Origin of the sequence: Enterovibrio sp. FF113 (assembly GCF_041439165.1) — a bacterium.
In the GTDB taxonomy this organism is placed as follows: domain Bacteria; phylum Pseudomonadota; class Gammaproteobacteria; order Enterobacterales; family Vibrionaceae; genus Enterovibrio; species Enterovibrio norvegicus_A.
Genome location: NZ_JBGONO010000019.1, coordinates 64,431 through 84,863 on the forward strand (window position 1 = coordinate 64,431; position 20,433 = coordinate 84,863).

A 20,433-nucleotide genomic window follows, 5' to 3' on the forward strand; every position below is an offset into this window, starting at 1 on the left:
AACATGAATGCTACATTAAGCATAATAGTCAATGCTGTCTTTTGATGAGTTGACGTACAGCTCATGGTTGGTATTGGAGCGGTCAAGTTCATGATCGCCATCGCCGCGACCAAAACCCGATGATTCACTTTGTCTACCCTGCCCACCTTGGCCATCACCTTGTTGGGTTTGGCTTCCAGCAAAGGATTGACGCCCGCCTGTATCTTGCTGCTGCACCGAAGACTGTGAAAGTTGCAAACCTTGCTGTTGCATCATTTCACGAAGACGTGGCATGGATTGCTCTACCAATTCTCTTGCGGCTTGGTTGGCAACCGTAAACTGTACGGATGCCTGATCTTGATTCATTGATAGTTTAATCTGCATCCGGCCAAGTTCGGGCGGATCTAAACGAATATCAACATGTTTGAGGTTTTTCGACAACATGACGTTGACGCGTTCTGACAAAGCGTTGGCTGCATCACCTTGATTCTGGCTCATCTGCAACGGGCTCTGTGCAACGGTGGTGTCCAATCGCGCTGCCGTGGTCGAACTTTGATTACCAAAGCTTGATGCTAACTGCTGGGCCAATTGTTCGGTTTTTACATCAGTGCCCGGTCGGGTTGTTTCTGTCAGCGCTTTTGCCGATGCCGCTTCTAACGCTGCGCTGCTTGCGTTCAATTTCGGTTGACCATCACTAACCGCAGCAGGTGTCCACGGAATCGCAGCGAACGCGGACATTGCAGTAGCTTGCGCTGCTGGAGGATTCACTGCTGCATGCACCGCTGACGCAGTTTGGGTCATGTTCGCTTGTGCTTGGGTGGACAAGCCTCGGGCGTTTAACTCATTCATCAAAGCACTGGGTTCGCCATCGGCTGCCAGCGGAGAAGCGAGTCCAGATTGCGAAGCCAGGGCTTGAGCGCGAAGCATCGCGTCTTGCTGACTTTTAGGCAGTGACTCAAACGCAACACCGGCTTTTGCCAACATTTCAGGGGTGATTTCACCCTCGGCATCGGCTACTACAGCCTGTGTCGCTGTGCCGCTAATCTGTGTCTGCGTTAATGGCGATGGCACCTGCACCATTTCTGCTGAAAGTAACACAGCGCGTTCAGCGTCCGATAACGTTTCAGCACTTGCCGCTGCTAATATTGCAGGAGCCACTGTTTCGGCTGACTCGCTCATGCCACCCAATCCAGAAACGAGGGCTGCTTGTTGCTCACCAAGAAGTGCGCCTGAGGCACCATTCTCGGTGATGGTTTTATCAGTCAAAGCAGGTTTTTCAGCATCTGACAGCAACGCTCTGGTTAAAACAGGCTGTCCTGCCTCGGTCATCGCAGCTTGCTGAGATAACAAGGCTGGGTTTTCTTCAACAGATAGTTTTTCATTTTTTGTCAACACGACGCTTTGCTTTGTCAGCAACGCAGAATCGACGGCAAGTTCAGTATCACTCTCAGACGGCAACTTTTTGCCAGACGCTAATTTATCTCGCTCATAGACCGGAACGGCTACGCCATCATCGGTCACTATGGCTTCACCTTGTAGCGCTTGACTGGATTCGTTAAGACGCTGCAACAAGGCCTCACCGTCTTGCTTGGCTAGCTGTTGCGGGGCGGATTTTCCACCCTCTGCATTTTTGGCATCACTTTTAAGTGCCAATGCTGCATCTTCACTGTCTTTGCTCGTCGAAAGAGAAGGCTTTCCTTCACTGGCTGATAGGCCTTCAGCGTCAAGGTTTTCTCCCTTATGCGCCAAGTTTTCGGCATCTTCTCCGTCGGCAAGCGTCATGGATTTTAGCAAGGCATCACTGATGGCTTCTTCGCTTGCGGCATCACCTTCAGTTAAAGCGGCGTCGCTGGCTAGTTCAGTTGTTGCGTCGCCATCACCGGAAACCAACAGAGCAAGTTGAGCGAAAAATCCTTCACCTTCACTTTCAGAGACTTCGGGAGACAAAACGCCTTTGCCTTCGACTAGGGCTGCTTTATTGTTAGAAACGCCTGAGAGTAAGAAACTGGTTTGGCTCATAGTGATCCCGCTTCAGAAACTTTGTCGTTAAAGGGCAGTCTGTGTAGGCTGACCATTCGTTACAGGATTTGAAGCAATTATCAGGCCAAGTGCCTAGAAACGGCTTTTTTGGCGGGCAAAAGCAAGGGTAGCAAACTCATCCATCTGTTTTTGATCCAGACGCTCAGCCCGCATTTTTTCTTCCTTGAGGCGTTTTTCAATCAACCATTCTATCGAGCGCGTTTTCTGTCGACATTGCTGCCAATGTTCACGACAGCGCTCAACATTGTCTTCAAACTCACTTGCCGCCTGGCGTTGTTTCGCCAATGTCTCATCAAGCTGAACGATAAAGCGGTTGAGGTGACCATAACTGCTAGCACTTAGCCCTTGCCGACCACGATCGGACATCTGACGAAAATATTCTAGGCGGTAATGTTCAATCTGCTCAACTTGCACGTAGTATCCCTGTAGTTCTTGCTGAGCGGCAACCAAAATCAAATGCGCTTGATGCTCCGTGTTTTTGGCCTGTTCAAGTAACAAATTCATGGCGTTAGAAGACATATATCACCTACTGCAAAGAAGAACGTAACATGTTGACGCACATGTCATAGGGCACCACTTCTTTCATGCCTTGTTGTAGGTAGCCATCAAGCCTTGGCTTCAATGTGAAGGCCTGATCAATACCTTGATCAGTACCCGGCTTATACGCGCCAATAGAAACCAAATCCTGATTTTTACGACAAACGGAGAGAATTTGCCGCACGGCACGAGCCATTAGCATGTGTTCGTCGTTAACAATATTGGGCATAACACGGCTGACAGAACGTTCGACATCAATTGCCGGATAATGCCCCGCATCCGCCATTTCTCGAGACAACACGATGTGACCATCCAAAATCGCGCGCGCCGCATCGGCGATGGGATCCTGCAAATCATCACCTTCGGTTAGCACGGTAAAAAATGCGGTAATAGAGCCTTGCCCTTCATCACCATTACCGGCGCGTTCTACCAACGCAGGCAATTTAGCAAACACAGATGGCGGATAACCTTTGGTGGCCGGTGGCTCACCGACAGACAGCGCAATCTCACGCTGCGCCTGCGCAAAACGGGTCAAGGAGTCCATTAGCAGTAACACATCTAACCCTTGATCACGGAAATATTCAGCGATAGTCAGTGCAGTTTGGCAGCCCTTTAAACGCATGAGTGGGGATGCATCCGCAGGGGCGGCAATCACGACAGAACGTGCACGCCCTTCAACGCCAAGGATTTCATCAATAAATTCTTTAACTTCTCGGCCACGTTCGCCAATCAGGCCAACCACGACAACTTGTGCTGTCGTGCCTCGGGTCATCATGCCCAACGTAACAGATTTACCTACACCAGAACCGGCAAACAAGCCGATACGCTGACCTTTACCCACGGTCAACAGACCGTTAATGGCTTTAATACCCACATCTAGAGGTGTATCGATAGGTTTTCTGGCAAGAGGGTTTATCGTTGCTGGCGTAAACGATGCAGTTTGTCCGGTAAAAATATCCCCCAGACTGTCAAGCGGGTTGCCGACACCATCAATGACACGTCCCAGCAGCTCAAAACCTACGGGGATGCCCTGCTCTTCTGACATCGGCGTGACGCGTGCTCCCGGCATCACCCCAAAGATTTGTTCACTGGGCATCAAGTAGAGTGTATCACCCGAAAAACCAACCACTTCCGCTTCAATGTTGCCATTGAGGGTTTCCACTTTGCACAAACTGCCGACTGGCGCGCGGCAACCAATAGCTTCAAGCGTCAACCCGACAACACGCACCAACTTGCCTGAGGCAACGGGTCGCATTGATAGGTTATCAAGGGTTAACGCATCGAGGTTTTCAGACAGGCTGGCCATCATGTTCTCCGGCATCACCTGTTAGGGTAGTTTGGTCTAACGTGGTTTCTTGTTCTTCTAATGCTTGTGATTCATGCGCTGAATCATCAGCACTATTTGGATCAACGTCATGCTGGTCAGCACTGCTCTGCTCAACATGGCTTGTTTCAGTCACGTCATCATGTTCGGCGGAAACGGCTTGTTCAGACTCTGGTGGCACAACTTTATCCGCCCCGAGCATGACGTCAACATAGCCTTCCGGCGTATTCGGTTCGCGGGAGAGGTTTTGGCCAACAAAACGCGCCAAAATTTGTTTGATACGATCTTCTATGCGGTAATCCACGACGGAGTCTCCGCACGCGACCTGAATATCTCCACGATTTAACGCAGGCTCAGCAATCAATCGCCATTCGCGATCGCGCAAAGACGCTTCGCTGTGCGCGGCGGTTACCACGTCCATATCGTCTGGATGCAAATAAATGGTGATTTGACGTCCAGCCATTGGCAACGCGTTCACCGCTTCACGCAAGGTGTTTAAAATCATTTGGGGATTGGTCACCACTTCCGTTTGAATAACGGCTTTTGCAAGGTGCATGACCATATCCACGACTTGTTGCTGCACGTGGTGGTCTATTTGTACCAGAGGAAATGCCAGTTTTTCGAGCATGGCGTCAAGATGCTGACAACGCTCTTGTATCAGTAACTGCCCTTCTGTCAGCCCTTGCTGATACCCTTCTTCTTTGCCTTGCTCGAATCCTGCTGTTTTACCTTCTTCGAAGCCAGCTTCTCGGCCTTCTTCAAATCCAGCCGATCGCCCCTCTTCCATGCCTTCATCGACCGCAGACTGTCGGATACCTTCCAACGCATCCGCAGTGAGCATGGTGAGTTCAATCTCAGGCTCTTGATCTTCATCAACGGGCTCTGGTGGCTCCCAACTTGGATCATAGTTGAGCGCAGTATCTTTCGGCGCAGCAACCGCACTTCCATAGCTAGGAATCGACCAACGTTCTAAGGCGTTATCTTGCTCCTCAGTGGCACGAATGTACCCACGACGACGATCTAAGCTCATGCTACACCTTTACTTTTCATCTGTGTTTCAACTGGCGTATGCCATTTCTCTACATGCATCTGCATGGTTAGAGGAACTCGTCCGCACCGCCGCCACTTAGCATGATTTCGCCAGCATCAGACAGTCTACGTGCCACAGAGAGAATTTCTTTCTGCGCCGCTTCCACATCGGAAACACGAATCGGGCCCATGGCTTCCAAGTCGTCTTGCAGCATTTCGGCAGCACGCTTGGACATATTGGCAAAGATTTTTTCGCGTAGCCCTTCTTCTGCACCTTTGAGCGCTTTTTGAAGCGCTTCTTGAGGAACGTCTTTGAGTATGGCTTGGATACCACGATCGTCGACGTCTGACAGGTTGTCGAACACAAACATAAGATCCTGGATCTGCGATGCCATTTCTTCGTCGTTTTGTCCGATTTGCTCCATCAACGCGGATTCGAGCGCATTGTCCATGTAGTTCATGATGTCAGCAGCCGCTTTCAAGCCGCCAATTTTGGCTGCTTGCGCACCCGCTTGACCAGCAAACTGTTTCTCCATGATTTCATTCAGTTCATGCAACGCCGCTGGTTGAACTTCTTCAAGGTTGGCAATACGCATCACAAGGTCGAGCGCATCACGCTCTGCAAATTGCGTCAAAATTTCTGCGGACTGCTCGGGCTCTAGGTAAGAAAGCACGATGGTTTGAATTTGGGGGTGCTCGTTCAGGATAATGGTCGCCACCTGACGGGGATCCATCCATTTGAGCGAGTCGAGACCTTTTGAGCCACTTCCCAACAAGATTTGATCAACCAAGTTGTTGGCTTTGTCTTCACCCAATGCTGCCATCAAGGCATTACGCACGAAGTCTTCACTGCCCATACCAATGGAAGTAAAGCGCTGAATATCTTCTAGGAACGCACGATGAACGGCTGCTAACATTTCCTGACTCAGATCTTTCATCTGAGTCATGGCACCGCCCACTTTTTGCACCTGCTTAGGTTCCAAGTGTCGAATAATGCTGGCGGCATCTTGCTCAGTCAGACTCAACAGTAAAATGGCCGCTTTATCGACACCGGACAGTTGGGTAATGTCAAAATCTTTACCCGACCCATTATCATCATCTTTAGGAGGCATCTTCACTCACCCAGCTTTTCACGACCTGCGCTGCAAGATCTGGTTCATTGGCAACCAATGCTCGAACAGCTTTGAGCAGGTCTTCATCTTTATGTAAATCAGGTAAGTTGAGGTTTGATGAACTCATACCGAAGCTACCGGAGCCATCTAAATCCGCACCAATCAGGCCGATGTCATCATCTGGGCTGAGTGGCAAACCATCTGGTCCCAACATTTCCCCATTAGGCCCAAGCATGGAATCGTCATCTCTGGCCGGATTGATGAGTTTCGACAATGCCGGACGAACAAGGACCAAAACCACCACGATAACAACCAACGCTGCAGCCAACCAACGAACCCAATCGTTGAAGTTCGGATGCTCCCAGATTGGCACTTCGCCAAGCATTTCCACTTCTGGTATTGCAAACGGCATAGCAATAACGTCTAACACGTCACCACGTAATTCTGAGTAGCCAACCCCACCAATCAACAATCTGCGGATTTTTTCAAGTTCTGGTTCGCCCACTGGCGTTCGCGTAATTTCACCCGATTCAGGGTTAGTGCTTGAGATGTAGTCCACCGCAACGGACACGGTTTGTCTTGCGACAGTGCCTGTTTGTGCTCGGCGATGGCTAATGGTGGTATCCAGTTCATAGTTACGCGTTGCTTCACGACTGAGCGAGCCTTTATCCCCTGCGCCACCGTTTTTCAGATCATTCACATCTTCAGGGATCGCTGCATCTGCAGGAGGCTGATTACTCAAAGCACCGGGGATACCAGCGACGTAATCACTGTTATTGTAATTCTCACGGGTGTATTCGCTTCGCGTAGACGAGGTAGCAGGGTCAAAGCGCTTACGCGTTTCTTCAACAGCGCTGAAATCCATGGTCACGTCGACCTGAGACGTATAATTACCCAGCCCAAGCACAGGGATCAAAATCGAGTCAATTTTCCCCCGCAGAGCTTGTTCTTGTTTACGCTCGAGTTCGTATTCTTTACGGCGCTGTGACGCCATCGAACTCTCATTGCCCGAACTCAGTAGTCGACCATGTTGATCGGTCACCGTGACACGAGTAGGTTTCAGGCTTGGAACCGCAGACGCCACCATATCGACAATGGAATCCACCTCTTCTTGCCCCAACTGCGTGGTTCCGCGTACGGTCAAAAAGACAGTCGCAGACGCATCTTGATTGTGACGAACAAAGACACTTTGTTTGGGCATCGCCAACAGAACACGGGCTTTGCTAACGGAGCGAATTTTTTCGATGGCAGCGGCAAGTTGACGTTCACGACTGAGTTTAAGACGCTCTCGCTCAAGCTGTTGAGAAACACCAAAGCCCATGTCTTGCATCAAAATATCGTCACCCTCTTCACGGGCGGAGTTAAGACCGGCACGACTGAGGTTGAGCTTGATAGAGGAATATTCTTTGACCGGAACGCGAATGGTATTGCCTTCCAGTTGGTAGTCGGTTTTTTGAGTGTCGAGATGATCCAGGATAGGGATCAACTCTTCTGTTTCATAAGAGCCTAATGGACGCATTTCTGGCTCTTGCACCCAAATAAACAGCACTACAAGCAAGGAAAGGCAGATCACCACCGAGGCGATCAGGATCAATTGACGCGCAATGTCGATGCCTCCCAGTGGACCACTGGACGACGAAACATCGCGTTCCATTAAATCTGGATCGTTTAACGAGCCACCATCAGATGCCATTGGCAGTGCTGCGCCACCTGATACGGCTAGTTGCGTGTTGTCACTATCATCCGCCACGGGTTACTTCCTACTTTAAACAGGCATGTTCATCAGTTCTTTATAAACTTCGACGAGTTTATTACGTGTTTGAACCGTCGCATCAAACGCCACACTGGACTTGTTTCGCGCTAACATTACATCTGCCAAACTGACACTTCGATCACCTTGGTCAAAACGCGTTGCCAGCTCTCCTGACGATTTTTGTAATGTGTTCACATGATTGATTGCAGTAGATAAAAGCTCGCCAAAGTCTTGTGAGACTTGCTGACCAGTGGCGACACGACCCACGTTTTTTGCATCCAATGCCATGGTTTGCATTTCGTGCTGCATCGGGTTGATTTTCATGGTCCATCCTCACTGTCAAAACTTTGGCAATCCGCGCCGTATATGTGTTAACGGCTAATCTGACTAATATTTATGCAACTATCGAGCCAGAAATTATAACGTATTAACTCACTAAAAAGCAGTGCTTTACTGAGGAATGTCGATCCCCGCATCTCGCATTTTTGCTAACTTATAACGTAAGGTTCGAGGGCTTATCCCTAAACGCTCCGCGACGTCTTTCCGACGCCCTTCACACGCGCGGATGGTTTCCAGAATAATCGCGAACTCTTGTTCTCTCAGTTCCCCGCCCAGACCTTCATTCGCCGCGCTCGAAATGTCCTCTATTTTGGTCGGTACCGCTTGAGGTTGAAGGCTGGGTTGCGCAATATCTTTGCCTGAAACCAGCGATTGGAAACTGCTGGCATCTTGCCAATCAATACCTTCAAGTAAAATGTCATTCGCTTCGATTCTGTCTTTCTGACATAAAATCAACGCGCGTTGCATAACATTATCTAGCTCGCGAACATTGCCCGGCCAACGATAGACCCCCAGTTTTTGAATCGCACAAGGTTCAAGATTTGGTGCTGGCTCACCCAATTTACTGCAGTGACGCAGAAGTAAATGTTTAGCCAGTGGCAGAATGTCTCCAGTGCGTTCGCAAAGTGGCAGCCATGAAATTGGGAAAACATTGAGGCGATAGTACAAATCTTCGCGAAAATTCCCTTCTTCAACGTACTGACGAAGGTCTCGGTTACTTGTCGCCAATACGCGAACATCAAGCTTGATACTCTTGCGGCTCCCTAAGCGTTCAACTTCTCGCTCTTGCAGCACACGCAGTAATTTGGCTTGCAATGACAAGTCCATCTCACTGATTTCATCAAGTAAAATCGTCCCGCCTTGTGCTTGTTCAAATTTCCCCGGACAAGCTTGAACTGCGCCCGTAAATGCGCCTTTTTCGTAACCAAACAGCGTCGCTTCCAGCATATTCTCTGGAATGGCGGCACAATTAATGGCAACAAAAGGACCATCCGGACGCAATGATTGGCGATGGATATGACGCGCCATGACCTCTTTGCCTGAACCACTTGGACCCAAAATCATGACATTTGCATCTGTCTTAGCGACTTTGTCGGCCAACGCAATGAGCGCCAAGCTTTTTGGGTCTGCCACCACCGCATCCGTATTATCCGTTTTCACTGGCGCATAGCGACTCACCATATTGAGGAGTACTTCAGGTGCAAAGGGTTTTGCCATGTAATCAATAGCACCCTCTTTCATCGCAGCAACCGCGTCCTGAATATTGGCATATGCCGTCATCAGCAGAACAGGTAGTTTGGGATGATGCAGCTTGAGGTTTCTGAGCAAACCCAGTCCATCCATGCCGGCCATTTGCACATCAGACACCACGATATCAACGGATTCATGCTTTAACAGAAGCAATGCTTGCTCAGCACTGTCCGCTTCCAGCCACTGGTAGCCCGCGAGCGCCAGCGTATCGACCAAGGCTTCACGCAATCCTTCATCATCTTCTACGATAAGTACTTTGCTCTGATTCATTGTGCTTCTCCTGATACCTTTTGCTGCTCGATATCGCAGTGTTCTGCCATGGGCAGACAGAGTGTGAAACAGGCACCCTGACCTGGTTGAGATTGCAACGTCAGCCTACCTTTGTGGGCATGGCAGACCATTTGTACAACGGCGAGACCAAGACCTGTGCCCTGCTGTCGCGTGGTGAAAAACGGTTCGAGTATTTTACTTTGCAGTGCTTTCTCTATACCGGGGCCGTTATCGGCAACGGAGAGGAATACTTGCCCGTTCATCTCTCGAGCATCGACAACAACCTTGCAGCTCTTTCCTGCCACTTGAATGGCATTAACCACCAGGTTTGAGAGAGCACTTGCCAGCGCATTCACGTTGCCAAGCAACTGAAGCGATTCGTCATCGCAGTTGATTTCAAAGTCAACGTTCTGGTTGTTTACCAGCGCTTCGACCATGGGCTCGAATTCATTGAGCAGCTGTTCGAGTGAAAAATTGTCAACCACCTTGTTGTCACCACCTTTGGCGAATAACAGCATGTCGTTAACCTGTTTTTCAAGATCATGAAGCCTGTCCACCAGCTTCACTTGAAAGCGTTTTCGAGTAGGCTCGTTGAGATTATTCGCGCCGAGATTGGCAGCATAAAGTAATGCGCTCGACAAGGGAGTTCTGACTTGGTGAGCCAAAGATGCCACCATTTTACCCAGTGACGACAAACGTTGAAGATCACTAAAACGAGACTGTAACAATCGTGTTTCTGTCATGTCAGTGATGAGTATCAGTTGACCAGACGCCGAAGCAGATATCGCCAACTTTACGCGACGACCGTCTCGGAGCGAGACCTCATGGCCATCATCTTCTCGCGGCGAAAAGGCGCGATTAATCACATCAACCCAACGCTCTTGTTCAAGTGGCGCGCCTAGCAGGCGATGTGCTTCGGGATTAGCCTCCGCCACACGACCAAAGGGATCGAGTAAAATAACGCCAGCAGGCATCACATCTAAAACTTGTTTGTATCGAAGAACCTGCTGATCGACGGTCCCTAATGGTGAGTTTTTGGCTTCCATGGTCTTATACTTTCAGCTCTTTATTTCTGACGCTGAATAGCATTAAGCAGATAATGTGCCAATAATTAAATGATTTAAATCAACAGTTTATTTAAATGGGAAACAAAAAAGCGAAGTCATTTTTTTGACTTCGCTTTTTCAAAGCATCTAAACGGCTGTTTTAGATGGCAATGTCTTCTTTGTTGAGGCTGTACTTGCGCATTTTCTCAACTAAGGTCGTTCGGCGCATGCCAAGCATATCTGCAGCGCGTGCAACGATACCCATTTGGGCTTCCAACGCCTGTCGAATCATATCGACTTCAAGATCCGCAAGCATCGCTTTTAAATCAACACCTTCAGGTGGAAGACCTGAAACTGGTGAGCTTGCAAAGCCTGGCATGTCTTCTTCATGTTCATCCATAGCAAAAACAGCGTGCAGCGCTTCGCGTTCCAGCACTTCACAGTCCTCAACATGAACAAATTGCTCGGGCTGAAACTCTGGAATATCACTGTAACGATATTTCTTCGGTAGACGATTAACATCGACCATCTGGCCTGGATAAAGAATAACCATGCGTTCGATCAGATTCGCCAATTCACGAACATTGCCCGGCCAATCATGTTCAACCAATGATGATACCGCACGAGGTGTTAGATGAACCTGATTTCCGCCTTCAGCCTCAAGTCGCGTCATTAACTCTTGAATCAAAAGAGGAATGTCTTCAATTCGCTCTCTCAGCGCAGGCATTTCGATAGGAAACACATTCAAGCGATAGAACAGATCTTCGCGGAATGAGCCTTCTTCAATCATGGCATCGAGATTGCGGTGAGTCGCCGCGACGACACGCACATTGGATTGAATGGTTTTGTTGCCACCGACACGTTCGAAACAACGCTCTTGCAAAACACGTAGCAGTTTCACTTGCATAGGCTGAGGCATGTCACCTATTTCATCGAGAAACAGGGTCCCACCTTCTGCCATTTCAAAACGTCCTTTGCGCGCAGAGATAGCACCAGTAAACGCGCCTTTTTCATGACCGAACAGTTCGCTCTCAAGCAACTCTGGCGGTATGGCACCACAGTTCACAGGGACAAATGGCCCTTTACCACGCGGAGAATGGTAGTGAATATTACGCGCAACCACTTCTTTGCCCGTGCCTGACTCGCCAAGAATCAAAACACTGGCATCAGTGCTGGCGACTTGCTCAATCAAATGGCGTACATCACTGATAGACGCACTGCGCCCAACCATGCTGCGAAATAGTGTATTTTTTCGACTAAGTTGCGGGATATTAAATGCGTGCTTGCCTGAAAATTCCTGACAATGTCTAAGTGCGTCAGACAATTGCGGATAATTCAATGGCAATTCCAGTTCACCCACAAAATTCGGTAAACCAGCTAATTCTGTTTTGTGTTTAGCAAGCGCAATAACCGGTATGTGGTTATTGATAGCCAGGTTATCGAGCACCTGGGATAAACGCTGAGGTGAGTGAATATTACCCAGAAAACAAACGCCCCCCGCTTGTTTCCAATGCGAATCATTGAGTTCAGTGGTTGAACATAGCAGGTATTGCTCACCAATAAACTCCAAGATAACACCTACATCGTGACGAAACTTTTCATCATCTTCGATTACAAGAATCTTCGTTAAACCTTGCATGTGTGAGATATATCTGCCTCATAACCATCAATGTCGTCGACGGGCACAATATCGCCCATGACAGAATAATCCAGCTATTGTAGTTATTGCTTGATATAAGGCAACAAGAGACACCACAAAGCTGTGACTCTTGTGCCATGACAGATTAGATTGTAGTGAAAATGAGGCGGTTTTATGCGTCTGCTTGAGTGATATTGTGATATTCAGCGGGTATTTGATCCCACGCTGACTTAATTTCGCGCAAAATATCGATCACGTCATCGATCGGGGCATCGTGATTGTCCCTGTTTGCTTCAGAGATTTGACGGATCATAAAGTCATAGAGCGCATCTAGATTGGAGGCAATTTCCCCCCCTTCATCCATAGATAGGCACGTTCTTAAACTAATAACGATATCCAATGCTTTGCCTAAGCGCTCACCCTTAACGGCAATATCGCCTTGTAACATGGCCGCTTTGCCTTGGATCAGGCGTTCAATCGCACCGGCCATTAGCATCTGAATCACCTTGTGCGGCGATGCAGCGCTCAACTGGCTGTCCACGGACACCTTTTTATAGGCCTGAAGTGACCCTCTCATAACAACCCTCACCTACTCGAATTTTTTATAAATTTGTACTGACTTACGCCCTTTTAAATAACGACTGGCGTCGGCTGCAGCACTGTCGCGATGTCTTTTTATCAAACTGTAAATATGCTCGGTTCGGGAAATCGCTACCGACCAAGCTTCTTTTTCTGGTGGATCCGGCAATATAGTGATCTCTGCCAGACATTGTTTTCTTTCATTCAATAACCGTGCCATTTCATCAGGGTCAACATTCCCTTCTGTAAGCGCAGCCAATAGGCAACCGTCTATTGTTTCTAATTGCATCAACATCATGGACATGGTCACTTTTCTTACCCTGACGGCATGATATTCATCATGGCCGATAGCTGCGATTGCATCTCACCCATGGCATTGTCCATGGTGGAAAATTGTCGCAACGTGCGATCCTCTAGACCTTGCATACGACGATCTAACGTTTCTTGCTCATCTTGCAAACGTATCCTTTGATCACCAAGGCTGCTCTCTCGGTTGCGTATCGTTCCGGTGAAGCCAGTAAATGACTGAACCGTCTCTTCCACTTTTCGAGCAAAGCCATTGTTACCACCAAAAAAGCCTTCAAGCGCAGAAAAATTCCGATTCAGCTGCTTGTCCAACATAGCGTTATTGATCTCTAGTCGGCCGTCCATGGTGGTTGAAATCCCTAACTCACTCAACGTTTTAAGAGAATCCGGCGCGCCTTCGATCGGCGTTGAAAAAAGTGAGCGCATTTGATTGACCGCAGAGCGAATAACACTGTCGCCAACCAGCGGACCGCCTTGCTGCGTTTCAGGGTCGTACTTAGATAAAGCTTTCGTGACTTGATAGAAGGCGTTATACGCATCAACAAATTCAGCCAATGATGCTTTTACTTTGTCACGATCTTCATCAACGGTAATGGTAACAGGGCCATCTTCTGGCATTGTCAGCTTAGATACCTCAATGTCGACGCCTCGAATTGCGTCAGAAAAGGTATTCGTGTCACTGGAGACCGACGCCAACCCATCAATTAAAATGCGCGCATCTTTCGCCGCTTGCATCTCATTCATCGCATTACTTTGACTAGCAGGATTAAACGCGAATGCTTGAAGTGGGCTGGTTATCGGTGCATTAACTGACAATGCGAGTTGATTGTCAGCACCTGCTTTATCTCCACCAAGAATCAAACGTGCCCCGCTATCATCATTAATGACAGAGGCTTTAATACCTGGATTGGAAGGGTGGCTATTGATAGTTCGAACGATATCCAACAGCGAGCTGTTGTCTTCCGCAATATCGATGGTCGTCGCGCGACCACCGAGATTTAATGTCAGTTTTCCAGCGCCAAAATCCGCTTTGGGATCCAATCCATCGGATACCAGTTTGTGAGATTGGGCTAATTGCTGTACGTCGATAGAGTAGACGCCAGTCACGGCTTGGTGGTCAGCGGTAGCGGAGACGGTTTCGGCGTTATCTGAAACCGTACTCCGCGCCGCAAAGGTATTATCACGACGAAAATCAAACATCAGATCTTTCATCGTATCGAGGGAGGTTTTGAGCCTACCGTAAGCACTGATGTTAGTTTCAACATCATTCATGTTCTTAACGATACGCTCTTGTTTGGGCGCGCGTTCAGCATCAACAATTTTGCTGACCATGGAACCAATGTCCATTCCACTGCCAAGGCCTGTCGCGCTTAAACCCATTATTCACTCACCTCAGTTATACCTTTTCTGCAACTAGTCCCCTCGCATGAAGAGACAGTTGCTGTGCTAGCTCTAGCATTTCCTTCTCTGGAATCTGTCGAATTATATCCCCACTACTCATTTCATAAACAGTGATAATACTCTTGCCAGAATCGTCATCGAGTCGGAATGATAAGCCTTTGTTAAAGGTAGACACAAACTCATCTAGTCGCTCAACCAGCGTTTCAAGCTGTGCTTGCTGTACCTCACGTGTGCTTTCAAACTTGTTAATTTGTTCTGCACGACGTTTGGACAGTTTTTCTGCACTCTCTGCCATTTGCTGCTGGTTTGTGATTTCGGGTTTAGTCCCCCCCACAGATTCTTTACTGCTAGCAACTTTTGTGCCGGACTGTGGAGTCACATGAGACAGGGATGATGTCGAAACGGATGATATGTCCATCTTAATTCACCTCCTGTTAGCTATAGACGGCGAGTAGCACACTCACCGTCATTTCTGCTACATCTCTATTATCCTAGCAGGCTCAAAGCAGCTGATGGAGCCTGCTTCGCTTGTGCAAGTATAGACGTACCAGACTGCTGCAGGATCTGAGATTTCGTAAACTGCGTCGTCTCTTTTGCGAAGTCAACGTCACGGATACGGCTGTTAGACGCGCTCACGTTTTCGTTAACATTGTCCAAGTTGGCAATGGTGTGGCTCAATCGGTTCTGTTTCGCACCCAGTTCTGCACGGTGTGAGTCGATATACTGCATGGCATTATCAACCAGACCGACGGCTTTCTGCGCGCCACCCACGGTGCTCACATCAACGTCTTTTACAGTCTCTGCCGTTTTGGTTGCACCAGCCATACCCAATGACGTAGCCATTGCACCTGTAAAGGCAATGTCAGAACCTGACGCTGAAACAACTTGTAGCTCACCATTTTCAGAAACAGAAGCAGAAATTTTGCTGTCTGCTTGACCGTTAATGTAAGTCGCGATCTCTTCTACGTCATCGCCATCTTTTGCTGAGATAGAAATCGTTGAAGTTGTACCATCTGCATTCGTGATGGCCATGTTCAACGAGGCACCGCCTGTTGCAGTCCACGCAGCCATATCAGCACTTGCGGCAACGGTTGCTTTGAAGGTGCTACCACCCATCATCGCTTCATCAGCGCGGGTGTTTTTGAACTCCATCATGACAGCTTCACCAGCATCTGCACCCACTTGGAATGCTTTTGTGCCGAATGTGCCATTCAACAGTTTCGCACCACCAAAAGAGGTTGTTTCTGCGATACGGTTGATTTCATCTTGCAGTGCAACAACTTCTTCTTGAATCGCTTTACGCTCTTCAGAGCCGTTGGCACCATTCGCTGATTGCAGTGACAGATCACGCATACGCTGCAGGATGTTGGTGGTTTCTTCCATCGCACCTTCAGCAGTTTGTGACATTGAAATGCCATCGTTGGCGTTGCGAACAGCAACATCAAGGCCACGGCTTTGTGAAATCAGGCGGTTAGAGATTTGCAGACCTGCTGCATCGTCTTTCGCACTGTTGATACGGAAACCTGAAGACAGGCGTTCCATTGAGGCATTCAGCGAGTCAGTTGAATTATTCAAGTAGCGCTGAGCGGTCATTGCGGGCACGTTAGTGTTTACTGTAATAGCCATAACTATTCTCCTTCGGTACTAAGTCCGGCTTCCGCCCAGCAATCCAGGGAAAACCAGTTCTAAATCTCTCACACCCTATGTAACGGCACATTAAGAAAAACCTTTACATCTTTTTTCCTAATATTTTTACACCCAATGTTTCTTGGTACTGCTTGGGATTTTCCGTTGAATCATAGTGCTATGAGTGTTTTCGCCCTCACAGAGAAAAACTTTAGTGATGATTTGAAAATTTTCGTTATGACAAAAGTCTCACATCAGACAAACGCAGACAGGCAAAGCGATACAGAGGAGATTTGCGAATATTTAAAACGAAGGCATACGGCGAGATATAAAGTAACACGCACAAAAAAAGCGGCAATTCATTGCCGCTTTTTCGATAAATTTGAACCTACTATTGAAGCAGATTGAGTGCCGCTTGCGGCAATTGCTTCGCCTGAGCAAGGATAGATGTACTGGCTTGCTGCAGGATCTGGCCTTTCGTGAGCTCAGTGGTTTCCTTCGCAAAGTCGGTATCACGAATACGGCTGTTCGACGCAGACACATTCTCTTGAATATTCGACAAGTTGCTAATGGTGTGGCTCAAACGGTTCTGCTTCGCACCTAAATCAGCACGCTGGCTGTCTATATACTGCATCGCAGAATCGATAATGCCCACAGACATCTGAGCACCACCGACATCACTGACGTCAATATCTTGCGCGGTAATAGCAGCGCCCGCTCCCGTCACAAGGCCTAACGATGTCGCTAACGCACCACCAAAGGTGACATTGCCTTGCAGCTTCTCTTCCGCAACAAAGATTTGCAACTGACCATCGTCATCGACAGACGCAGTGACCATTTCATCCGATTGACCGTTAATAAAGGTAGCGACTTCTTCGATGTCATCGCCCGCTTTAGTATCAATCGACAGGTTAATGGTGTTACCCGATTTCGTGGTAAAGGCCATGGTGAGGGTTGCCGCAGCAGCAGAAACTTCCCAGCCCGCTGATTTACCAGAGGTGCCCGTGAATTCAGTGCCGCCCATGCGGTAATCGTCTGCACGAATACTGGACAACCCCATGATAATTGCTTCACCCGAATCTGAACCGATCTGGAATGACGCCTCACCAAACGAGCCATTTAAAAGACGACGACCACCAAATGCAGTGGTTTCAGCAATACGATTCAATTCGTCTTGCAGCGCAGATACTTCTTCTTGTATCGCAATTCGTTCTGAGCCACCATTCGCACCGTTAGCGGATTGCAGTGACAAATCACGCATACGTTGCAGAATATTGGTCGATTCCTGCATTGCACCTTCAGCCGTTTGCGCAATGGAAATACCATCGTTAGCGTTTCGCATAGCGACATCTAAGCCACGGGTTTGGGCAATGAGTCGGTTTGAGATCTGCAGACCAGCAGCATCATCTTTTGCGCTGTTGATTCGACTACCAGACGACAAGCGTTCCATCGACGTATTGAGATCATTTGTCGATTTGTTCAGGTAACGCTGCGCAGTCATCGCAGACACGTTGGTGTTAACTGTTACACCCATTTTGCTCTCCTTTGACTTTCGCATACTTTGCGAAACAGCCTACCCGCGACAAATAAATCCGATTGCTTAGCGGGACCAGCCTTCAGTTCGTTATTAGGGACGCATCAACCAATGTGATACTTTCTTGCTCAACCTAATACAAATAGTGTGCCAATATTAAAAAGTACTACTATTCAATAACTTAAGAAAAACCACTGATAAACACGTTGCTTGGGCGGCAAGATTTTTATCTTTTACCAATTGAAAAACGGCAATTCGCCGCCCCCACAATGCTGCCTGTTAATCTCATCACGCAACCATCTTGTTGGATTGATTAACAAAAGATATCACCTCACTAATGAGCGCTATCAATCAAAAACAATCAACCGCTCAAAAATGAAACAAACACACTTATAGTTATAGGCAATAGGCACGGTATTTGCTGCATTTCCTGCAATCGCCTGATGCGACCAAATGCACCTACTCTAAATGGATCCATTATGACAAACACCTCCCAACCTCAAGGTAATACATTGACGCTTGAACAAGCTTTTGAGCACGGTGTTAACTTGTACCAGCATCAGAAAAAAGAGGAAGCCAGAGAGGTGTTTGAGCAGATTTTGCAGAAAGCGCCGAATGCCGTTCCTGCGCTGCAAGTGCTTGCTGTGCTTGATGTCGAACAAGGCTGTTGGCAAGAAGCGCTGCGAAAACTCGATGCCGCACTCGACATAGAACCGGGAGAGGGCTCTCTGCTTTTTGATAAGGCACAGGTATTAGCGCAACAAGGCATGAATAAAGACGCGCTTGAAATCGTCGACAGTTTATTGGCGGTTGCCCCCGAGCATCAAGAACTGCTAGCCATGCGGCAACAGCTTACCGCCGCGATCGGCAATGTAGGAGAGAGCCGACGCACGGCAAAATATCACGCCAATGTGCGGTCAAAAACGGCAAATGCCATCGATGCCGAAGTCGGCGAAACATTAACCCTTGCTGAGCAAATGCTCGCGTCGGGCAATAAAGAACAAGCCAAACAACTTTATCAAGCCGTAGTCAGCGTCGCTGGCGAGCAGCCAAAGGCGCTACTAGGGTTAGCAAAGCTTCAACTTGGCGAAGAAAATTTCGCCCTGGCAAGGCAAACCCTACGCCGTGCATTTGATGCGGAACAGTCTGATACCGAATTTTTCATCTTACTCAGCCACAGTGAAATAAAACTGGGGGAATACAAAGCCGCGCGTGATGTTTGTCGCCAAGGTCTCAAACACTGGCCAGATAATGCGTTGCTTTGCCGTTTATTGGTTCAAAGCTACGAAAAAGAAAGCAATTGGCTAGAGGCTTATCGCGTTGCGCTTGAGAGTATTCGCCTGCATTCACAAGATGCTGACTTGCGATACCGTTTAGCCACAGCGAGCTTCAATTTATTACGTTCGCGCCATAACTTCACCGCAACCGCCATTCTTGATTGCCAAAAACATATCGAACAGGCAGCAGCCATTGCCAGTGACGAGAATAAGCAGCGACTTTCACTCTATCTTGCGGAAATCTTTTGGTACAAAGGCGAAGCATTAGCATCAAAGCAATTACTGGAAGCACACATGAGCCGCTTCCCTGATGATATTGAAGCAGGCTTTAACGCCTGTTTTGTCTATCGCACCTTAGAAGAGTGGGATAACTATTACCGCACCAATGAGTTGGGCTTGGCCTGCGGTCGTCGTTTACGTTACCAAGGTGCTTTGCCGCAATGGAATCTTGATCGACCAAAAGATGACATCGTGTTAGTTATGCCAGAACAAGGCGTGGGTGATGAAATTCTCTACTTTCACAATCTCAGGCTGGTGCTGGATAACTGCAAAAAAGTCTATGTGGCATGCGACCCTCGCCTTGAGCCAATCCTAAGTCGTGCTTTTCCAGAAGCGTTCATCGTGCCGATTAAGCGTATCGATCACCAAGATATCGATGTACCCAAAGAGGTGATGGATAACATCACCAGCTGGGTGGCGGGCGGCAGTTTGGCGGCGATGTGTTACCAACAATTTGGCCGTCATGTTTATCAAGCAGGTTATGTAAATGTGAATGCGGACGTAAAAATCACCTGGCAAAATTGCCTTGATGCTATTCGCTCTGAAAATCCAAACAAGCCATTGATCGGGCTTTGTTGGCGAAGCGGTCTCGCTGCCGCCACACGGAACATGCATTATCTGATTGCCGATGAAGTGGCACATCTGGTTAAACAATTCCCTGATGCTCTCTTTATCAACCTTCAATACGGAGACTGCACCAAAGAACTGAACAAGATTGAAAAGCTCTCGGGCGTTCGTGTTGTTCAGTTAAACGGTTTGGACTTACGCGACGATTTTGAGGGTACAGCAGCTGTGATTGATGGATTGGATGCAGTGATCACCGCAGGTACAGCAGTACATCGAATGACCACCGCCGTCGGCACACCTTGTCATGTTTTCTTCGCAGGCAAAGAAGACTCAGACTTTTCGGCGCCACAAGCACTGTATTGTGACAATGAATTTGGCTACTTCTATCCACCGATGATGGAAAACAAATATCCGCTCATTGAAGCGATGGCGGCGCATATTAAAGCCCGTTTTTAAGCGAGTTTAAAAATCCATCGTGTCTATATCCTAGCAACCTCAATGTGCTGGATATAGACCAACAAAAGAGGCCAGCAAATGCTGGCCTC

17 protein-coding genes are annotated in these 20,433 nt (G+C 48.2%); 1 reads left to right on the forward strand and 16 read right to left on the reverse strand.

Going from position 1 to position 20,433, the window contains the following annotated elements; genetic code table 11:
- Nucleotides 1-15: 15 nt before the first annotated feature.
- The 16 genes from ACED36_RS15680 to ACED36_RS15755 all read right to left on the reverse strand — a co-directional run bounded on the left by ACED36_RS15680 (nucleotide 16) and on the right by ACED36_RS15755 (nucleotide 17,765).
- Nucleotides 16-1,998 carry a flagellar hook-length control protein FliK gene (locus ACED36_RS15680; protein WP_371733517.1) on the reverse strand — a complete coding sequence of 661 codons (1,983 nt, stop codon included), beginning with the start codon at nucleotides 1,996-1,998 and terminating at the stop codon, nucleotides 16-18.
- 93 nt (nucleotides 1,999-2,091) lie between these two features.
- Nucleotides 2,092-2,538, reverse strand: coding sequence for a flagellar export protein FliJ (gene fliJ / locus ACED36_RS15685; RefSeq protein ID WP_017004406.1), 447 nt, complete (start codon nucleotides 2,536-2,538; stop codon nucleotides 2,092-2,094).
- A 7-nt stretch (nucleotides 2,539-2,545) separates the two neighbouring features.
- Complete coding sequence (gene fliI, locus ACED36_RS15690; RefSeq protein WP_017006812.1) at nucleotides 2,546-3,862, reverse strand: flagellar protein export ATPase FliI; 1,317 nt, start codon at nucleotides 3,860-3,862, stop codon at nucleotides 2,546-2,548.
- On the reverse strand, nucleotides 3,846-4,910 hold the full coding sequence (gene fliH / locus ACED36_RS15695; protein ID WP_371733518.1) for a flagellar assembly protein FliH: 1,065 nt from the start codon (nucleotides 4,908-4,910) through the stop codon (nucleotides 3,846-3,848). Before fliH ends, fliI begins: the two co-directional genes overlap by 17 nt.
- Nucleotides 4,911-4,977: 67 nt before the next feature.
- The gene (gene fliG, locus ACED36_RS15700; protein WP_016960130.1) at nucleotides 4,978-6,021 is read right to left on the reverse strand and encodes a flagellar motor switch protein FliG; all 1,044 of its coding nucleotides are present in this window, start codon (nucleotides 6,019-6,021) and stop codon (nucleotides 4,978-4,980) included.
- A complete protein-coding gene (gene fliF, locus ACED36_RS15705; protein WP_017004409.1) occupies nucleotides 6,011-7,771 on the reverse strand; it encodes a flagellar basal-body MS-ring/collar protein FliF in 1,761 nt (586 codons plus the stop codon). Before fliF ends, fliG begins: the two co-directional genes overlap by 11 nt.
- A gap of 15 nt (nucleotides 7,772-7,786) precedes the next feature.
- Nucleotides 7,787-8,098: a flagellar hook-basal body complex protein FliE gene (gene fliE, locus ACED36_RS15710; RefSeq protein WP_016960128.1), complete on the reverse strand. Its 312-nt coding sequence runs from the start codon at nucleotides 8,096-8,098 to the stop codon at nucleotides 7,787-7,789.
- A gap of 126 nt (nucleotides 8,099-8,224) precedes the next feature.
- Nucleotides 8,225-9,634 carry a sigma-54-dependent transcriptional regulator gene (locus ACED36_RS15715; protein ID WP_371733519.1) on the reverse strand — a complete coding sequence of 470 codons (1,410 nt, stop codon included), beginning with the start codon at nucleotides 9,632-9,634 and terminating at the stop codon, nucleotides 8,225-8,227.
- The gene (locus tag ACED36_RS15720; RefSeq protein ID WP_017004411.1) at nucleotides 9,631-10,680 is read right to left on the reverse strand and encodes a PAS domain-containing sensor histidine kinase; all 1,050 of its coding nucleotides are present in this window, start codon (nucleotides 10,678-10,680) and stop codon (nucleotides 9,631-9,633) included. The genes ACED36_RS15715 and ACED36_RS15720 overlap by 4 nt, the downstream gene beginning before the upstream one ends.
- Nucleotides 10,681-10,840: 160 nt before the next feature.
- On the reverse strand, nucleotides 10,841-12,319 hold the full coding sequence (locus ACED36_RS15725; protein WP_017004412.1) for a sigma-54 dependent transcriptional regulator: 1,479 nt from the start codon (nucleotides 12,317-12,319) through the stop codon (nucleotides 10,841-10,843).
- 172 nt (nucleotides 12,320-12,491) lie between these two features.
- Entirely contained in the window at nucleotides 12,492-12,896 is a 405-nt protein-coding gene (gene fliS, locus ACED36_RS15730; protein ID WP_016960124.1) for a flagellar export chaperone FliS, read from the reverse strand.
- A gap of 12 nt (nucleotides 12,897-12,908) precedes the next feature.
- Nucleotides 12,909-13,202: a hypothetical protein gene (locus ACED36_RS15735; protein WP_016960123.1), complete on the reverse strand. Its 294-nt coding sequence runs from the start codon at nucleotides 13,200-13,202 to the stop codon at nucleotides 12,909-12,911.
- A gap of 11 nt (nucleotides 13,203-13,213) precedes the next feature.
- Entirely contained in the window at nucleotides 13,214-14,584 is a 1,371-nt protein-coding gene (gene fliD, locus ACED36_RS15740; protein ID WP_016960122.1) for a flagellar filament capping protein FliD, read from the reverse strand.
- Between the two features lie 16 nt (nucleotides 14,585-14,600).
- Entirely contained in the window at nucleotides 14,601-15,023 is a 423-nt protein-coding gene (locus ACED36_RS15745) for a flagellar protein FlaG (RefSeq protein WP_016960121.1), read from the reverse strand.
- A gap of 68 nt (nucleotides 15,024-15,091) precedes the next feature.
- On the reverse strand, nucleotides 15,092-16,231 hold the full coding sequence (locus ACED36_RS15750) for a flagellin (protein WP_016960120.1): 1,140 nt from the start codon (nucleotides 16,229-16,231) through the stop codon (nucleotides 15,092-15,094).
- Nucleotides 16,232-16,622: 391 nt separating this feature from the next.
- Nucleotides 16,623-17,765: a flagellin gene (locus ACED36_RS15755; RefSeq protein ID WP_016960118.1), complete on the reverse strand. Its 1,143-nt coding sequence runs from the start codon at nucleotides 17,763-17,765 to the stop codon at nucleotides 16,623-16,625.
- 479 nt (nucleotides 17,766-18,244) lie between these two features.
- Between ACED36_RS15755 and ACED36_RS15760 the strand changes: the two genes are divergently transcribed.
- Entirely contained in the window at nucleotides 18,245-20,344 is a 2,100-nt protein-coding gene (locus ACED36_RS15760; protein ID WP_016960117.1) for a tetratricopeptide repeat protein, read from the forward strand.
- The last annotated feature ends 89 nt before the right edge of the window (nucleotides 20,345-20,433 follow it).